Here is a 16,220-nt window from a genome sequence, read left to right as displayed (position 1 = left end):
TTTTAAGGCTTATGAGCTGGTTTTTTACGTTGCGAATGTAAAAAAAAGAATTGATGATTTTATTATTTGTTTAATTTTTAGGATTTTTTTAATAATGCCCTAACCTGCTGGTGCAAACAAAACAGGCTCAACCGATTATTATACCGATTGAGCCTGTAAAAAGGGCTATACTACCTATTAGTTTTGCATTAGTTTCTCAAGAATCATTTTCCAATCCTGATAAACATCCTCATAAGCGGCAACATCTTGCGCTGTTGGCTCAATTACTTTCAGTTTTATCAGTTTACTCATGGCTTCCTTAGGGGTGCTGTAATACTGCACGCCATAACCGGCACCCAGTGCCGCGCCTTTGGCGCCATCGGTATCATACAGTTCTATTGGTGTATTGGTTACATTTACCAGTGCATTGCTGAAAACATCACTCAAAAACATATTGGCCTTGCCTGCTCTGATAACCTTTGGCTCTACACCATTGGCCTGCATAATACCAAAGCCATAGTTCAATGAAAAGGCGATTCCTTCTTGCGATGCACGGAAAATATGCGCCTGCGAATGTGTGTTAAAATCAAGATTATGGAATGAGGCACCCAGCATACGGTTGTTCAGCATACGTTCGGCGCCGTTGCCGAATGGCATTACCAGAAGCCCGTTACTGCCAATTGCTACCTGTGCCGCCTGGTTATTCATTTCGGGGTAGCTCAGGTTTTTGCCAAAATTATCTTTTACCCAACGGTTTAAAATACCTGTGCCATTTATACAAAGCAGAATACCTACTCTGTTTTCGCCGCCTATCTGGTGGTTTACGTGGGCAAACGAATTGATTCTCGACTGGCTGTCGAATGAAATCTGGTCGCTTACGGCATACACCACCCCTGAGGTGCCAGCGGTTGCTGCAATTTCGCCCGGATTCAAAACATCCAGTGAAAGCGCGTTGTTAGGCTGGTCTCCGGCTTTGTAAGTTACCGGAACGCCTACTTTGATGCCTAATAAATCTGCTATTGTGTTTGTAACTTTTCCGTGTTCACTGAAAACCGGTTTAATATCCGGTATAATGCTTTCATCAAAGCCATAGTAATTCATTAAATCTTTTGAAACTGCATTGGTACGGAAATCCCAGAAGATACCTTCCGACAAGCCTGAGTTAGAAGATGTAATTTCATCAGTCAGTTTCATGGCTATGTAATCGCCCGGCAGCATAATTTTATCGCATTGCTCAAAAATGTGCGGTTCATTGGCTTTTACCCATGCCAGTTTTGATGCCGTAAAATTGCCCGGAGAATTCAGCAGTTGGTTCAGGCACTTTTCCTCGCCTATACCACTAAATGCCTTTTCTCCAATCTGAACGGCACGGCTGTCGCACCAGATGATAGACGGTCTCAATACATTTTTATTTTTATCAACCATTACCAGCCCGTGCATCTGGTAAGCAATTCCTATGGCGCCGATGTCCTGCGGATTAAAACTACTTGACGCACTTACTCTTTTTATGGCCTCAACAGTGTTGTTCCACCACATTTCAGGGTCTTGCTCGGCCCATCCGGCTTGGGGCGACGAAATTGGCGCCTCAATATCAGGGTACTGAGCAGATGCAATTACTTGTTGGGTGTCGGCGTCTACGACTGATGCCTTAATGGAAGAAGTACCGATGTCAATTCCGAGGAGTAGCATGTTAAATTTTAGATTGAATTTTAATTGTCAAAGTTACACTTTTAGAGTAGCAAAAGCAAATCTGATATTTACACAGGATTTGCTAAATTTGAACAAATATATTAAAAACATGCAGGCACTCGTTGAACACTTTCAGAAGTATATCCCTCTTAATGAAGCCGAATTGAAGTTACTGGCCGACAGGCATAAGACGCGTAAAGTCAAAAGAAAACAAATGATATTGCAGGAGGGTTTTGTCTGTAAGCATTATACATTTGTGGTATCGGGTTGCTTTAAAATGTATGGGGTTGATGATAAAGGCTATGAACACAATATTCAGTTTGCAGCCGAAAGTGACTGGATTGCAGATATTGGCAGTTTCCACAGTCAGAAACCTAGTAAATTGTTTATTGAAGCTATTGAACCTGCCGAAATTATTCAGATAGAGCAACAGGATTTATATTTTCTGTATATTAATGTTCCTAAGCTTGACCGTATTTTTAAAGTTATTATCGAAAACAAGTATGTAGAACTACAAAATAGGGTTTTACAAAACTTTAGCTCCACAGCAGAACAACGCTACCTCAGCTTTCTTGAGCAATACCCCAATCTTGCCAATCGCCTACCTAATACACAAATCGCCTCCTATCTGGGTATTACACCTGAGTTTTTAAGCAGAATACGTAAAGAGTTAAGCAAGAAGTAATCCTTTTCTTAAGCTACATTAAGCGTATTTCTTAATATAGGTCAAGGGTGTAATCGTTATGCACTCGGTAATTTTGCATTATCAAATTAATCAAAAATAGTTAAGATAATGCAAACAACAACTTCAAAAGTAGCTATTATTGGTCTTGGGAATATAGGCCAAGTTGTAGCAAAAAACCTCGTAAACAATAATCATTCTGTCATTGTAGCAGATAGAAATACTGAAAAATCTACCAACATAGCCGAACAATTAGGCAGCTTGGCAAAACCCTTAAGTATTGGAGAAGCTATAAGAGAGGCTGACATTATTGTATTAGCAGTTTGGTTTTCGGCTATTAAAGAAGTTTTCTATCAATATGAAGCTCTTCTGCAAGGCAAAATTATCATTGACCCTTCCAACCCAATAGCTCCGAATGAGAAAGGTGGTTTTGATAAAATTATTGGAGAGAACGAATCTGCCGGACAAATCAATACTTCTATTTTGCCACAAGGCGCCAGACTCGCTAAAGCATTGGGTACATTAGGTGCTGCTTCTTTAGCCAACGCTGTCAATCAGGAGCCTGCATCAGTATTATTTTATGCCACAGATGATACCGTTATTAATGAAACAGTAGAAAATTTTATACAAGCCAATGGTTTTGCACCTGTGCGAGTTGGTGGTTTAGACCAATCAATCCGGATTGAGGTATTCGGCGATTTACATGAGTTTGGTGCATTAGGTAAAACCGTAACTGTTGAAGAAGCTAAATCTAAAATCTAATATTTTATCAATGAAGTTAAATCTGATTGTAATACTCACTCTTTTGTTTTGTTGCCCGTTTGTTAAGGGGCAACAAAACCCGAGACAACCCTATGGTGCTAATGCTCCCGCAGGGCATTATGTGCGGGCAGACGACGCTAAAATTTATTATGAAGTATATGGCAGCGGACAGCCCATTGTATTGCTGCATGGCGGAGGATTCGGTTCTACCATTGAAATGGCGAGATTTATCGATAGTCTGAAAACAAGGTATCAGGTAATTGCTATATCTACCCGGGGGCATGGCATATCTGAAATAGGTACAAAGCCTGTTACCTATGAGCAGAAAGCGAATGATGTGATGGCTGTTATGAATGCGGTAACGCAGAGACCTGTCATTATTCTCGGTTTTAGCGATGGCGCTTACACTAGTTATAAAGTGGCAAGTATGTATCCTGAAAGGATTACGAAAGTTATAGCCATTGGTGCAGGTGAACAAGTGCCGGGCTTGCGAAAGGTTATTTTAGATGTTAATGAGGCAACTAAATTAGATAAAGCCTTTATTACTCAACAAAAGTCGCTCATGCCTCAACCGGAAAGACTGCAGGAGTATTGGACAAACCTTACCCATTTTTATAATACCATGTCGGCTAGCAAAGAATTATTTGCCAGTATTAAATGCCCGGTGCTTTTGATATCCGGAGAACTTGACCGCAATGCCCCTTTACCTACTGTTATCAATGCCTATAACATGATACCCAAATGTCAGCTCGGGATTATCCCGAATACCGGGCATGTAGTTTTTTTAGAAAACTTTGGTGCTGTGTGGGCATGTATGGTACCCTTTTTGAATAACTAGTATAAAGTTAAAAATATGCAAAAACTCATTCTGTTATTTTTCTCTCTTTCATTTGCAATTGTTGCGCAAGCACAAACAATCGGATTTAAAAGGGGTAATCTTATATCTAATCAGGTATCGTATGTCATCGAGAAATGGAATGGTACAGAAGTGGTGAAAGTTGTGAAGGATTCCGCCATTAAGGCAGTCGATGAACCTACATTTGTACGTATGAAAGGAGTAGACTTCACAAATGGAATTATTGAAGTAAAAGTTTTGAGTCGTCTATTGAAGAATGCTCCGGCAATGGCAAGGGGTTTTATAGGTATTGCTTATAGAATTGATGAAAGTAACTCAAAATACGAAAGTATTTATATTAGGCCAACTAATGGTAGGGCTGATGACCAGGTAAGGCGTAATCATTCGATACAATACTATTCATATCCCGATTTTAAATTTGACAGGTTAAGGAAAGAATCCCCGGAAAAATATGAAAGCTATGCAGATATGGGCCTGAATGAATGGATAAGTATGAAAATCGTCATTAAGGCTCAGGAAGCAAGGTTATACTTAAACAATGCAAAACAACCCTCACTGATTGTAAAAGATATGAAATACGGCACCACCTCTGGTGGAATTGGTTTGTGGGTCGACGTAGGAACAGAAGGTTATTTTAAGGATTTGAAGATTACGAAATTATAACGGTGCTGGCACAAGGCCTATATTTTCGTATCTCTCCAATTTTTCATCTACCTTTGCCTCCTTAATACAGATGAATTGTGCAAAATAATTATTATTTCTTAAGGCAGCTTACCGGGCAGATTGAAACCAGAATCAGCGGATTGAAACTGATGGAATGTTTCAGTCAGGAGAAAGACGAACTGGTGTTGGGCTTTGCTGCTGCCCGTGGAAAAAAGAAGAATTATAAGGAGTTTTATATAAAAGCCGTTGTTTTCCCTGATTTCTCGTGTCTCTATTTTACCGACCAGTTTGAAAGGGCCAGAAAAAACAGCATTGGTTTATTCAATCAACTCATTGATTTAGAGGTAACGGGTGTCCGCCAGTTTCTGAACGAACGCTGTTTTGCCATTGAGTTTGAGCAGGGGTTTTCGCTGCTTTTTAAAATGTACGGCAATCGCTCCAATATTATTCTGTGTGGCAATGGCGAGGTAATAGACCTTTTCCATAGCCGAATTGTAGCCGATAAAAATCTGAATGTCGGTGCTTTGGACCGACCGATTGACCAGTCTTATGAGGCATTCCTCGCGAATAATCAGGATTATAAGAAGCTATTCCCAACCTTCGGGAAACTGGTGAATGCCTTTCTTGAGCAGGAACCTATCACTTGGGAGAACATACAAAAAGTGGTGCATCAACTGGAGTATCCGAGCTATTATCTCATACGCTGGCAGCATGAACTTCACCTGTCTCTTCTACCGATGGCTGATGTACTGCAAACCTTTCAAGAACCCATTGAGGCCATCAATGTATTTTATGTTCAATACAACAAAGTAAGTACGCTTGACAAAGAAAAGGCCGATATACTCCGGAAACTGAATAAAGAGAAAAAGCAGACCGAACTGTATTTAAAGGATGCTTACCAAAGACTGGAGACGATTGACTCTGCCATCAAGAATGAAGAAATAGGCCATATTTTAATGGCCAATCTGCATCAAATACCTGAACGGGCAGAAAAAGCCGAGCTTTTTGATTTTTATCGCAATCAGGATATTAGCATTAAACTGAGAGCGGATTTAACGCCTCAAAAAAACGCTGAAAATTTTTATCGCAAGGCTAAAAATGAGAAAATAGAGATTGAGAAAATCATGGAGAACATTGAAAACCGTGAAGAACTTTTGAAAAGTCTCAACCTGCACATTGAAAAAATTGAAGAAGCCGAACACCTGAAAGCCCTGCGTACTTATCTGAAAACCCATAAGCTCAGCCGTAATACTACACAGGCTATATCTTACAAAGATTTATTCAAGCGGTTTGAGGTAGAAGGTTTTGAAATACTGGTGGGCCGCAACGCTAAAAACAACGATGTGCTTACCCAACAGTATGCCTATAAAGAAGACCTTTGGCTGCATGCGAGAGATGCGCAGGGGTCTCATGTTTTGGTAAAATACAAAGCGGGTAAGAAGATTCCGAATTCTGTGAAAGAAGCAGCGGCCTCTCTGGCTGCCTATTTTTCTAAAAGGCGTAATGAGACCCTGGCACCGGTTATACTTACCCAAAAGAAATTTGTACGCAAAACCAAAGATTTAGCCGAAGGGCAGGTTATTGTAGAAAAAGAAGAAGTAGTTATGGTAGAACCGAAATTGCCTGATATCTCATGACTTTCAGAAACAGGCTTCAATATCTGTTAGTTAAAAAATTACAGGTTTCTAACCGGCAGGCCTTGCAAATAATTCTTTCAGGCCATGTTTTGATTAATGGAAGTGCCGTTAAAACCAATGTAGAGTTAAGTCAGACCGATGAGGTGATTTATAATAATGAAGTGCTGAAAGCAGCAAAAAAACTCGTTTACGTGGCTTTTTACAAACCCAGAGGTATAGAAACAACATTGAATGCCGCTATACCTCATAATCTGAAAAACATTCTGCCCTTTGAAGAAGAGCTTTTCCCTGTAGGCAGGCTTGACAAGGAATCGGAGGGGCTATTGCTACTTACCAACGATGGCACACTTTATGACAAAGTGCTGCGGAACGAAAACAAAACTGAAAAAGAATATATTGTAACAGTAGATAAAGAAATTGACGGCTATTTTCTGAAAACTATGGCAGGCGGGATTAAGATTATGGGAAAAACAACCTTGCCATGTACTATAGAAAAACTGGATGCTTTTACCTTCAGAATCACTTTGGTGCAGGGGCTTAACCGACAAATACGGCGTATGTGTTATAAACTGCACTATGAAGTGCTGAAACTCATGCGGGTAAGAATTGGCACTCTGGAATTAGGAGATTTGCAACCCGGGGGGTATAAGGTGCTGGATGGTTTTCAACTATAATTCTTATGGCTTATCAACAAAAAAAGACCACCCTTCAGGGCAGTCTTTTTTAAGAATATAGTAATAGACAAATACTATTCGTCTTTATCAACTAAACCATCCTGGTCGCCGGGTTTGGTATCCATCAATGCATCAGCGTCAACGGCTACAGTTGCCTTGATTTTCTCTTCCAGCTCAGCCAATAGCTCAGGGTTATCTTTCAGCATATCTCTTACGCCGTCGCGACCCTGGCCTAATTTACTGCCATTATAAGAGAACCATGATCCTGCTTTTTTAACAATTTCCAGGTCTACGGCAAGGTCAAGTATTTCGCCTGCTTTAGAAACCCCCTGGCCGTAAAGAATATCAAATTCTACAACTTTAAACGGTGGCGCCACTTTGTTTTTCACCACTTTCACTCTTGTGCGGTTACCTAGCACTTCGTCGCCGTCTTTTATGGCTCCTATACGGCGGATATCAATCCTTACCGAAGCATAGAATTTAAGTGCGTTACCACCGGTGGTTGTTTCAGGGTTACCGAACATGACACCGATTTTATCACGCAACTGGTTGATGAATATGCAGCAACAGCCCGTTTTATTAATGGTACCTGTCAGTTTACGCATGGCTTGAGACATCATACGTGCCTGCAGACCCATCTTGCTGTCGCCCATTTCGCCTTCCAACTCAGCTTTTGGCACCAAAGCCGCTACCGAGTCAATCACGCAAATATCAATTGCGCCTGAGCTAATCAGGTGTTCGGCAATTTCCAATGCCTGCTCGCCGTAATCTGGCTGAGATATAAGCAGGTTTTTGGTATCAATGCCCAGTTTCTGTGCATAAACTCGGTCGAACGCATGCTCTGCATCAATAAAGGCGGCTATGCCACCGCTTTTTTGCGCTTCGGCAATTGCCTGCATGGCAAGGGTTGTTTTACCTGATGATTCAGGCCCATAAATTTCAATGATACGTCCTTTCGGAAAACCATTCACGCCCAGGGCAAGGTCAAGGCCAAGAGAACCTGTAGAAATAGATGGAATCTCTAAAACTTTAGTATCGCTCAGGCGCATAATTGTACCTTTACCAAAGGTTTTATCTATTTTCTCCATGGTCGTCTGGAGAATCTTCAATTTGTCGCTGTTGTTTTCTTTTTCTGCTGCCATTATTTATTGTTATTGAAAATTATATACTAAGTTGTCAGATTAATAAATTATTTCTTGGGTGCATTGAGTGCAGGCGGTATGCATTTTTCCTCAATTAACCGCTGAAAATTTGCTAATAAATCCGACACTATCAACACATCTTTGATTTTTTTGTCGGCTTCCTGCTGTCTCGCCATTTTCAGCAGGTCGAAACAGTAGAAACGGTTTTGTTTTTTGCTCAATGCAGTTTTCATAATTTTATTCACAAATTTGGGTTTTGCTATTAATATTCAGCTTGAACTTATTTCTCCAGTATGCCTTTTAGATTATTCAGTCCGGTTTCAAAGTCTTTGCCAATCATCTGGTTCATGCTCATAAAAACAAGCGTCAGATTGGTTGGATACTCCATTTTTCCTGAAAAACCCCATTTTACTTTGGTATGCGTTGAATCTACGCTTTCGGTAGCCATATAGGCATTGGCGCTTGATTCAAACGGCTCAATAAAACGGAGCATATAATCTATTCTTTGGCCTTCTACTACATTTATAATGGTTTGTTCGCCAGTACCTACATCTTCGTTTTTACTTTGCCAGGCCGACACAAAACCTGTGGTTCCGTCTGTTCCCTTAAAGGTCTTTTTCATGTGAGGGTCCATACTTGCCCAGACACTGAAATTGTTCTGGTTTTTCAGATACTTTACATAGTTAAAAACCTCAGCTTTGGGTTTGTTTATAATCACTTCTTTTTCTACAGTGTAGTCTTCTTTAACAAACATAGCCGCAACAAGCGCAAGAGCAATAATGCCGATTACAGCAAAAAGGATGATTTTAAGCGTTTTCATTTCAGGAATAATTTTAAGGTTAATATTTATCTGTAAACAATAGGTGCTAATGAATATTTTCCAACCTTTTCCCGCTTTACTCAATCTATGCTCTTGTGTCTTGCTAATAATTTAAAACTAACCCGCTATGCCTGTTTTCCGTTTTTTTTATTTACTTTCCTATCTTTAAGAAAGTATATCTATACGGCTGATTAGTTTTTTAAAGGAACTTTATAAAAAAAATACAATCAGTGTTTTTGTTGTTTTTTGCCTGTTTTAAAACTTTCTGTCATGCCGGATTTATTTATTTGTTACGCTTGATTACAATACAAAGATATATAAAATATGAATATTGCACACTTAAAAAATGATAAACGGTTTTTTTTAATGATGAACGGATTTTATAATTGGAAAATTTTTTGTATGACATTTTTGCTTGCCATCTCCTTGAAACTGCAGGCCCAGACCAATACAACATCGCTCGAGGATACCTATTCTTATAGTAGGTCTAAACTTGGAAAAGTTCAATTCAGGTTTTCGGCGTTAAGCTATGTGAGAAACAACGAATATTTTAATTATATAGCAGACGGCTACACGCTTTTAGGTACTTATATAAACCCCAGAATAAGTTATCAGCCACATGAAAAAGTACTGTTAGAATTGGGCGGATTTGCCCGTAAAGACTTTGGCGCGAAAGGACTTAAAGACCTTGAACCTACTTTTACTGTGCTTATTAAACAGAATAACTGGCAGTTTCTGATTGGTAATCTCGATGCCAACATTAACCACCGGATGATAGAACCCATGATGAGTTTCGAGCGCTTGGTTACTAATCCGCTTGAACGTGGAATACAGGTTAAATACAATAAGACAGGTACCATTGGCAAAACAGACATAAAAGATGAAACATTTTTTGATTCCTGGATTGATATGCAACAAAGTACCAGCCCCGGACAAACCCGTCAGGAGTATATCTGGGGAGGCACGTCTTTTATAAGCCCTGGTGTAATGGTGAAGGGCTTTAAACTGAAAGGGCTGGTACAGGGTAGTATCTATCATATGGGCGGGCAGAATATTCAGTCAACTCAGCCGGTACGCACACTATTCAATAGTGCAGTAGGGGTAAGGGTACAGAAAGAACTAACCAAGACGCAGACACTGACAGCCGATAATTATTATGTAAGCTATTATGAGTCGCCTTTTCAGGGAAGCGCCTATTACCTGAACAGCTATTGGCAGAATCCTAAATATCAGGTTGGGGTAAGTTATTGGTTTGGCCATTTTTTCAATTCGCCAATGGGTAACGATTTGTTCCAGTCATACTCGCGTAAATTTGGGTATTCAGACTGGTACGAAGCCTACCGTAGCATTCTGCTTCTGAGATTGGTAAGAGACTGGAAAGTGATAGACGGGTTAAATGTTTCGTTACGCGTTGAGCCTCATTACGATGTACAGAATGGCAAGTTTGAGCATTCTGAAGGCCTTTATGTTAAATATAACTTGCCATGATAGCTTTTAAAGCCGGGAGTTAATTTTCCCGGCTTTATTAGTACTAAAATCTTATTTTGATTTTTGCTTTCCAGGATTTGTATATACCGCAACCCCATTTTTTAAGACCATCTCTACTTCATACAGGCTTCTTGCAAAATCATTTTCAAGATCTCTGTTGAAAAACACAATATCAGCTTTCATGCCTTTTTTTTTATATCTCCGATGCTTTCAGATGCGCCGAGGGCTTTAGCGGCATTAACCGTGGCATATTGCAATACTTCAGTGACCGGAATGCCCGCCTCATGATATGATAATATTACACCTACGGCGCCTTTGACACGGGGTAAGGCATCAATGTTGAGGTAATAATCAGAGCCTGCTACAATGGTAACGCCCTTGCTTACCGCACGATTCAGCCTTTCATGTACGCTTTTCAGAAAACTATTAGCATAATTTTCGGCCTCTTTACCTTTCATACCCACGCCATCTACCAGAATCATGGCCTGCTCTTTGGTTACATCTGTCGGCACCAGATAGGTGCCGCGTTTAGCCATCAATTCAAGCGTGCTGTCAGATAAGACGTAGCCATGCTCAATGCCATTGACACCCGCCATAACGGCATCCCGCGCCGATTCGTCATAAGTAGCATGTGCAGTTACAGGAATACCGTTTTCATGCGCAGTTTTTACAATAATACCAATTTCGTCAGGAGCTAAAACACGGTTATCAGTATTCATACAAACTTTTATCACATCTATACCCATTTTTATGTGTTCAAGCACAGCAGCCCGTGCATCATCAGCGCCTTTTACAACTCTGTATTCCTGTTTAATAACAAAACTGTCGGCAGGGGCCAGTTTACCAAACTGACCACCCAGAGGGCTAATAATAGGCCCCGATATGTACAAGGTTGGTGCGGTTGTTCCGGTTAGTTGTTTTTTAAGTGCAAGGTCCAGATATTGCCCTGAATTACCCAGATCCCTTAGCGTTGTCAAGCCTGCCTCCAGATTTTGTCTCGCAAATTCCTGTCCCTTCTTCAGGCGTTCTGCCACTGCCAGTTTTGAGCCTTCCACCATGCCATCAGCCGTCTGTTTCTGGTGTAGTAACAAATGGCTGTGCATATCAATTAGCCCCGGAGTGGCTGTGCAGTTACTTAAATTAATGATTTTTGTTCCTTTCTTTTGAGCTACCTGAGCGCCTACATCTTTAATAATGCCGTTTTCAATAAGTATTTTCTGATTGGTAACGAACTTCTTATGTTCGGCATCATATAGTTTCCCTACCTGAATGAGGTAATTGCCGGGTTTTTGTGCCGAGGAGACCAACGATATAAAAACGAGAATGAAGGATAGATACGGACGCATTTTATTGAGGTTATGTTGATTGATAGATGTTCAAAATAAAGAAATAGTTGCATTGGCTATATGTACTGTAAACGAAAAAACGTTTTCCAGACCGGAAAGATAATCCTTCCTGTGGTCATGAAAAACGTTTTTTTTTATTTAGTGTTTTCCGGCTTGCCTGATGGTAGCCATTATACAGCCTACTTCTTTAATATAGCTTGTATAGGCTTACCCACACAACCGCTCGGCTCCTGAATTTTAAGCAAGGCGGCAAGCGTAGCGGCAATGTCTGATATATAGGTTTGTTCGGTAGTTTCTCCTGCAGGTATATTCCAGCCATACCATAAAAGTGGTACGTGGCGGTCATATTGCCACATAGTGCCATGGGTGGTGCCCTTTTTGCTTCCGCTATGGAACCAGCCCGGCTCCAGCAGAATCATAAAATCGCCACTGCGTTTAGGGTTATATACGTTTTCAACCAGTGTTTTATAAAACGGCGGGATAACCGTATTGGCCATATCATGGAAGTTAACCACCTGATAAACCGGCGAACCCAATGAAATCAGTTCTTCTTTTACCAGTTTGAACATATCGTTCATGCTCACATTGTTTTTCTTCATCAGTTCACGGTTCATGGTCAACTGATAATTATCTGTAGACAATATCCATTTGCCGGGGCCGTATTTCTCTGTAATTCGGCCATTCAGATAGTTTACTTCTTTTGAGCCTTCCCAAACACCACCGGGCAATTTATTTTTACGTAAAAAAGCCGGTATATCAGCCGCAGCGTGGTCGGCAGTCAGAAAAACCGTGTAGGTGCCTTTTCCTAGCGTGGCATCCAGATAATTAAGAATTTCTTCAATGTCTTTGTCAAGGCGCAGGTAGGTATCTTCGGTTTCAATAGAATGCGTTCCGGTGGCATGGCCTACGTAGTCTGGTGAAGAGAAACTCACACAAAGGAAGTCGGTATATTGGCCCTGGCCCATTTTCTCGTTTTTCAATGCAGCCAAAGCTATTTCTTTGGTCATGTTATTGCCGAACGGAGAAGTAAGAATGGCATTGTTATTATTGATAGCATGCGGAAAAACCGGCAGTTTCTCACCACTCATTACGTTTTCATATTCCTGATTATCTTCATCACTTTCAGTGTACTGCTCAATCGGGAATAACGTGTTCCATTTCTGGCTTTTGTAATAGTCTGGCAATTTTCTGGCGTTAAACGCTTTTGCCCATTCCGGCAGTTCTTTCATGTAATAGGTACTCGTAATCCAGTTGCCCGATTTGCCATCAAACCAGTAAGCCGCATTGGCCGAATGCCCCGCCGGAAGAATACCTCCACGGTCTTTGGCGGCAATACCAATTACTTTAGATTTAAACTGCGTAGCCAGACGCAACTGGTCGGTAATGGTTGTGGTTTTCATATTCACCGGCGACCGCTTGCCTTCTGTGCCGGCTATGTCGGTTCCTACGGCAGTTACCGTTGTGTCTTCGGCCACATAGACTACTTTATTAAGAAAAGGGTCATACCAGTCATTGCCTATAATGCCATTCACGGCCGGTACTGAACCCGTATATACCGCAGCGTGGCCTGGGCCTGTTATGGTGCTGGCATAATGATAATGGTTATTGCGGCAGTTAAAGCCCTGATTCATCAGTCGTTTAAAGCCTCCGTTGCCATATTTACTGTAATAACGCTCCAGGTAGTCATAGCGCATCTGGTCAACCATAATGCCCAGCACCAGTTTAGGTTTGGCAGGTGTGGCTGCCTTCTGTGGTTTTTGTGCTAAGACAGGCAGGCTTAACAACAGTAGTAGATAGATAAGACGTTTCATTGATTAAAATTTATTTATAGAATATTATTGGTGTTACGGATTGAACAGGGTTCAAAATTATAAATCTTCTGGATGCTTTTTCAAACATTCGACGCTAATTTTGTGTTAAGAAGACGATAACGAAAATTTTATAGATTTAAACCTAAAATAACCGCACTAAAATGTTTTTAATAAAAGTGGCAATTGTAGCAGGCACTTTCTGCTTTATGGAATTTATGGCCTGGTTCTCGCACAAATATATTATGCACGGCTTCGGCTGGAACTGGCACAGAGACCACCATAATCACCACAAGGGTTTTTTTGAAAAAAACGATTACTACGCCATTGTTTTTAGTATTGTGGCTGCTTCAACCATTATTTATGGCGATTTGAATCCTGACTTCTGGTACCTTACCTGGATAGGCGCAGGCGTTACCTGCTATGGCGTAGCTTATTTTGTTTTTCATGACATCATCGTGCACAGAAGAGTAAAAATAAAGTTTGTGGCCAAAAACAAGTATCTCAAAAGAATTATTAATGCGCATTATGTGCACCACAGGGTACATACCAAAGAGGGCGCCGAGGCATTCGGGTTTTTGTATGCTCCACCCAAATATGAACCCAAAAAACGGGATTGAGTTCTTTATTTCAGGCTTTCCCAGCATATCAGGGCTAAATCACCTATAATTTTTTCTGCCTGGCTCATTTCGCTAAAACCTTCAACAAATACAGATAATATAAACGGGTTGCCGGTATAAACAATACCGGCATCTCCACGTACATAGCTCAATTCTCCTGTCTTATGGGCTATGGCCACCTGCTTGGGCAGGTATCTTGGTATGGTGGTGGTATCGGCACAGTTTTTCAGTATTTCCAGCATTTCTTTACACAAAGCCGGTGTTGCTACTTTGTTGTTGTAAATTTTACGAAGCAAATCGTTAATTTCTACCGTATTTACATAGTTTTCCCGGCCTTGTCTGGCGGCCAGTGTATCCATCATTATACGGTTCAGGCGGGTATGCGTACTACCCAGCCTTATTAAATTATCATTAATTGCTTTCATGCCTACTTCTCGTATCAGCACATTGGTAGCTGTGTTATCGCTAGAATGTATCATCTCCTGAGCCAGTTCTCTGAGCGTAAAATCCTTGCCATCAGGCATACCGGCTATAATGCCTGAGCCTCCGGTTTTATCTGCCGCGGTTAGTTTATAAATTTTAGTCAGTTCTATTTCCTGCTTCCCTGCCTGTTCCATCAGTTCTATCAGAACAGGTATCTTAATCACACTCGCAGCCGGTACTTTTGCTTCAGGTCTGAAAGCAAAATACCTATGCCCTGTAACGCTCTCTACTACCATAGATACTTTTATTGTTGCCGGAAGCTGCCGCAGGTAGTCATTCAGTTTATTTACGTCTATACTCTTTTGCATGGATTGTTGCCCGTATGCAATGGCTGAAAAAACGAACAAAAGCGGGAATAATAAATGTATTTTCATTTTATTTTGAAAATAAAAAATATTCTGAAAATAATATATTGATTGAATGTATCGAATTAATTGTAAAAATTAATTTTACGGTAAATTTAATCAATTTTGTTTTTATTGAAGATTAATGCCTTTTGATTGGAAAAGTTTACTTGGTGCGTTCAATGGTGAACTGTATCAGATCATGTAATGACTGGCGGTAGACAGACTCAGGGAAAGTAAACAGTATTTCTTTGGCTTCTGCCACATAGCGTTTCATGACGTCGGTAGTGTAATGAATACCACCTGACTGCTTCACAAACGTAATAACCTCGTCAACCTTCTTAGGGTTTTCAGAATGGTTTTTTACAAGATTTATAATCCTACGTTTTTCAGACCAACCGGCATTGTTCAGGGCATAAATGAGCGGAAGTGTCATCTTTTTCTCCTTGATATCTATACCGGTAGGTTTACCGATTTCGGCATCTCCGTAGTCAAACAAATCGTCTTTTATCTGAAACGCCATGCCAATTTTTTCTCCCAATAGTTTGGCCTGGGCAATTGTGGTTTCATCTGCACCCACAGAAGCAGCCCCAACGGCACAGCAGGAAGCTATGAGAGAAGCAGTTTTTTGCCGGATAACGTCATAGTAAAGGTCTTCAGTTATATCAAGCCTGCGGGCTTTTTCCATTTGCAACAGCTCTCCCTCGCTCATTTCTTTTACGGCCGTAGACATGATTTCAAGCAACTGAAAATCCTGATTTTTAACACTGAGCAGCAACCCCCGCGACAGCAGGTAGTCGCCCACAAGCACTGCTATTTTGTTTTTCCAGAGCGCATTGATAGAGAAGAATCCACGTCGGTAGTTTGAGTCGTCCACTACGTCATCATGTACCAGGGTGGCTGTATGAAGCAATTCAATCATGGCTGCTCCACGGTGTGTAGATTCGCTGATAGGGCCTAACGTACCGGCCGTCAGAAAAACAAACATAGGGCGTACCTGCTTGCCTTTACGGTGTACGATATAACTCATTATCTGGTCGAGCAGCATTACATCAGTTTTCATGGACTGACGGAATTTCTTCTCGAAAATTTTTAACTCCTGTTCAATCGGAGCCTGTATTTGCTTTATACTTAAAGACATTTAGACCTGAGCAAGTAGATAGCTTACTCTTAGAGTGCAATGTTACAACCTAAACCTGATTTTTAATGCAGAACTAAGTAAATAAT

General features: G+C 40.8%; 17 protein-coding genes. 8 read left to right on the top strand and 9 right to left on the bottom strand.

The window, feature by feature from the left end:
- Nucleotides 1–177: 177 nt before the first annotated feature.
- Nucleotides 178–1,668: a xylulokinase gene (locus tag MB380_RS17445; protein WP_253529007.1), complete on the bottom strand. Its 1,491-nt coding sequence runs from the start codon at nucleotides 1,666–1,668 to the stop codon at nucleotides 178–180.
- A 109-nt stretch (nucleotides 1,669–1,777) separates the two neighbouring features.
- On the opposite strand from MB380_RS17445, the gene MB380_RS17440 reads away from it, so the two are divergent.
- The 6 genes from MB380_RS17440 (at nucleotide 1,778) to MB380_RS17415 (ending at nucleotide 6,942) form a co-directional block, all read left to right on the top strand.
- Nucleotides 1,778–2,353 (top strand): Crp/Fnr family transcriptional regulator, encoded by a 576-nt coding sequence (locus tag MB380_RS17440; RefSeq protein WP_253529000.1) that lies wholly within the window; start codon nucleotides 1,778–1,780, stop codon nucleotides 2,351–2,353.
- Between the two features lie 108 nt (nucleotides 2,354–2,461).
- Nucleotides 2,462–3,112, top strand: coding sequence for an NADPH-dependent F420 reductase (locus tag MB380_RS17435; RefSeq protein WP_253528998.1), 651 nt, complete (start codon nucleotides 2,462–2,464; stop codon nucleotides 3,110–3,112).
- A gap of 10 nt (nucleotides 3,113–3,122) precedes the next feature.
- Nucleotides 3,123–3,950 (top strand): alpha/beta fold hydrolase, encoded by an 828-nt coding sequence (locus MB380_RS17430; protein WP_253528995.1) that lies wholly within the window; start codon nucleotides 3,123–3,125, stop codon nucleotides 3,948–3,950.
- 15 nt (nucleotides 3,951–3,965) lie between these two features.
- Nucleotides 3,966–4,631 carry a family 16 glycoside hydrolase gene (locus tag MB380_RS17425; RefSeq protein WP_253528989.1) on the top strand — a complete coding sequence of 222 codons (666 nt, stop codon included), beginning with the start codon at nucleotides 3,966–3,968 and terminating at the stop codon, nucleotides 4,629–4,631.
- Nucleotides 4,632–4,708: 77 nt separating this feature from the next.
- Nucleotides 4,709–6,268: an NFACT RNA binding domain-containing protein gene (locus MB380_RS17420; protein ID WP_253528986.1), complete on the top strand. Its 1,560-nt coding sequence runs from the start codon at nucleotides 4,709–4,711 to the stop codon at nucleotides 6,266–6,268.
- On the top strand, nucleotides 6,265–6,942 hold the full coding sequence (locus MB380_RS17415) for a pseudouridine synthase (RefSeq protein ID WP_253528983.1): 678 nt from the start codon (nucleotides 6,265–6,267) through the stop codon (nucleotides 6,940–6,942). The genes MB380_RS17420 and MB380_RS17415 overlap by 4 nt, the downstream gene beginning before the upstream one ends.
- 74 nt (nucleotides 6,943–7,016) lie before the next feature.
- Here the strand turns inward: MB380_RS17415 and recA are convergent, their stop codons facing one another.
- From recA to MB380_RS17400, 3 genes are read right to left on the bottom strand one after another with little or no spacing between them, the layout of a single operon-like run.
- Nucleotides 7,017–8,084: a recombinase RecA gene (gene recA / locus MB380_RS17410; protein WP_253528969.1), complete on the bottom strand. Its 1,068-nt coding sequence runs from the start codon at nucleotides 8,082–8,084 to the stop codon at nucleotides 7,017–7,019.
- 47 nt (nucleotides 8,085–8,131) lie between these two features.
- On the bottom strand, nucleotides 8,132–8,317 hold the full coding sequence (locus MB380_RS17405) for a hypothetical protein (protein ID WP_253528957.1): 186 nt from the start codon (nucleotides 8,315–8,317) through the stop codon (nucleotides 8,132–8,134).
- A gap of 47 nt (nucleotides 8,318–8,364) precedes the next feature.
- The gene (locus MB380_RS17400) at nucleotides 8,365–8,904 is read right to left on the bottom strand and encodes an SRPBCC family protein (protein ID WP_253528954.1); all 540 of its coding nucleotides are present in this window, start codon (nucleotides 8,902–8,904) and stop codon (nucleotides 8,365–8,367) included.
- Between the two features lie 402 nt (nucleotides 8,905–9,306).
- On the opposite strand from MB380_RS17400, the gene MB380_RS17395 reads away from it, so the two are divergent.
- Nucleotides 9,307–10,392 carry a hypothetical protein gene (locus MB380_RS17395; RefSeq protein ID WP_253528950.1) on the top strand — a complete coding sequence of 362 codons (1,086 nt, stop codon included), beginning with the start codon at nucleotides 9,307–9,309 and terminating at the stop codon, nucleotides 10,390–10,392.
- 51 nt (nucleotides 10,393–10,443) lie between these two features.
- On the opposite strand, the gene MB380_RS21865 is transcribed toward MB380_RS17395, so the two are convergent.
- From MB380_RS21865 to pafA, 3 genes are all read right to left on the bottom strand, one after another.
- Entirely contained in the window at nucleotides 10,444–10,575 is a 132-nt protein-coding gene (locus MB380_RS21865; RefSeq protein ID WP_256503996.1) for a hypothetical protein, read from the bottom strand.
- Nucleotides 10,572–11,738, bottom strand: a complete 1,167-nt coding sequence (locus tag MB380_RS17390; protein WP_253528942.1) for an amidohydrolase family protein — start codon at nucleotides 11,736–11,738, stop codon at nucleotides 10,572–10,574. Before MB380_RS17390 ends, MB380_RS21865 begins: the two co-directional genes overlap by 4 nt.
- A 179-nt stretch (nucleotides 11,739–11,917) precedes the next feature.
- Complete coding sequence (gene pafA / locus MB380_RS17385; RefSeq protein WP_253528936.1) at nucleotides 11,918–13,549, bottom strand: alkaline phosphatase PafA; 1,632 nt, start codon at nucleotides 13,547–13,549, stop codon at nucleotides 11,918–11,920.
- A 161-nt stretch (nucleotides 13,550–13,710) separates the two neighbouring features.
- Here pafA and MB380_RS17380 point away from each other — a divergent pair, with 161 nt between their 5' ends.
- Complete coding sequence (locus tag MB380_RS17380) at nucleotides 13,711–14,166, top strand: beta-carotene hydroxylase (RefSeq protein ID WP_253528935.1); 456 nt, start codon at nucleotides 13,711–13,713, stop codon at nucleotides 14,164–14,166.
- A 5-nt stretch (nucleotides 14,167–14,171) separates the two neighbouring features.
- On the opposite strand, the gene MB380_RS17375 is transcribed toward MB380_RS17380, so the two are convergent.
- Both MB380_RS17375 and MB380_RS17370 read right to left on the bottom strand, forming a co-directional pair.
- A complete protein-coding gene (locus MB380_RS17375) occupies nucleotides 14,172–15,023 on the bottom strand; it encodes a serine hydrolase (protein ID WP_253528929.1) in 852 nt (283 codons plus the stop codon).
- Nucleotides 15,024–15,159: 136 nt separating this feature from the next.
- Nucleotides 15,160–16,134, bottom strand: a complete 975-nt coding sequence (locus MB380_RS17370; RefSeq protein WP_253528927.1) for a polyprenyl synthetase family protein — start codon at nucleotides 16,132–16,134, stop codon at nucleotides 15,160–15,162.
- Nucleotides 16,135–16,220 lie beyond the last annotated feature (86 nt).

The sequence above is a fragment of the Emticicia sp. 21SJ11W-3 genome (genome assembly GCF_024138715.1).
In the GTDB taxonomy this organism is placed as follows: domain Bacteria; phylum Bacteroidota; class Bacteroidia; order Cytophagales; family Spirosomataceae; genus Emticicia; species Emticicia fluvialis.
Note: the sequence above shows the minus strand (reverse complement) of the source record. Positions and strands in the feature narration are given on the sequence as shown.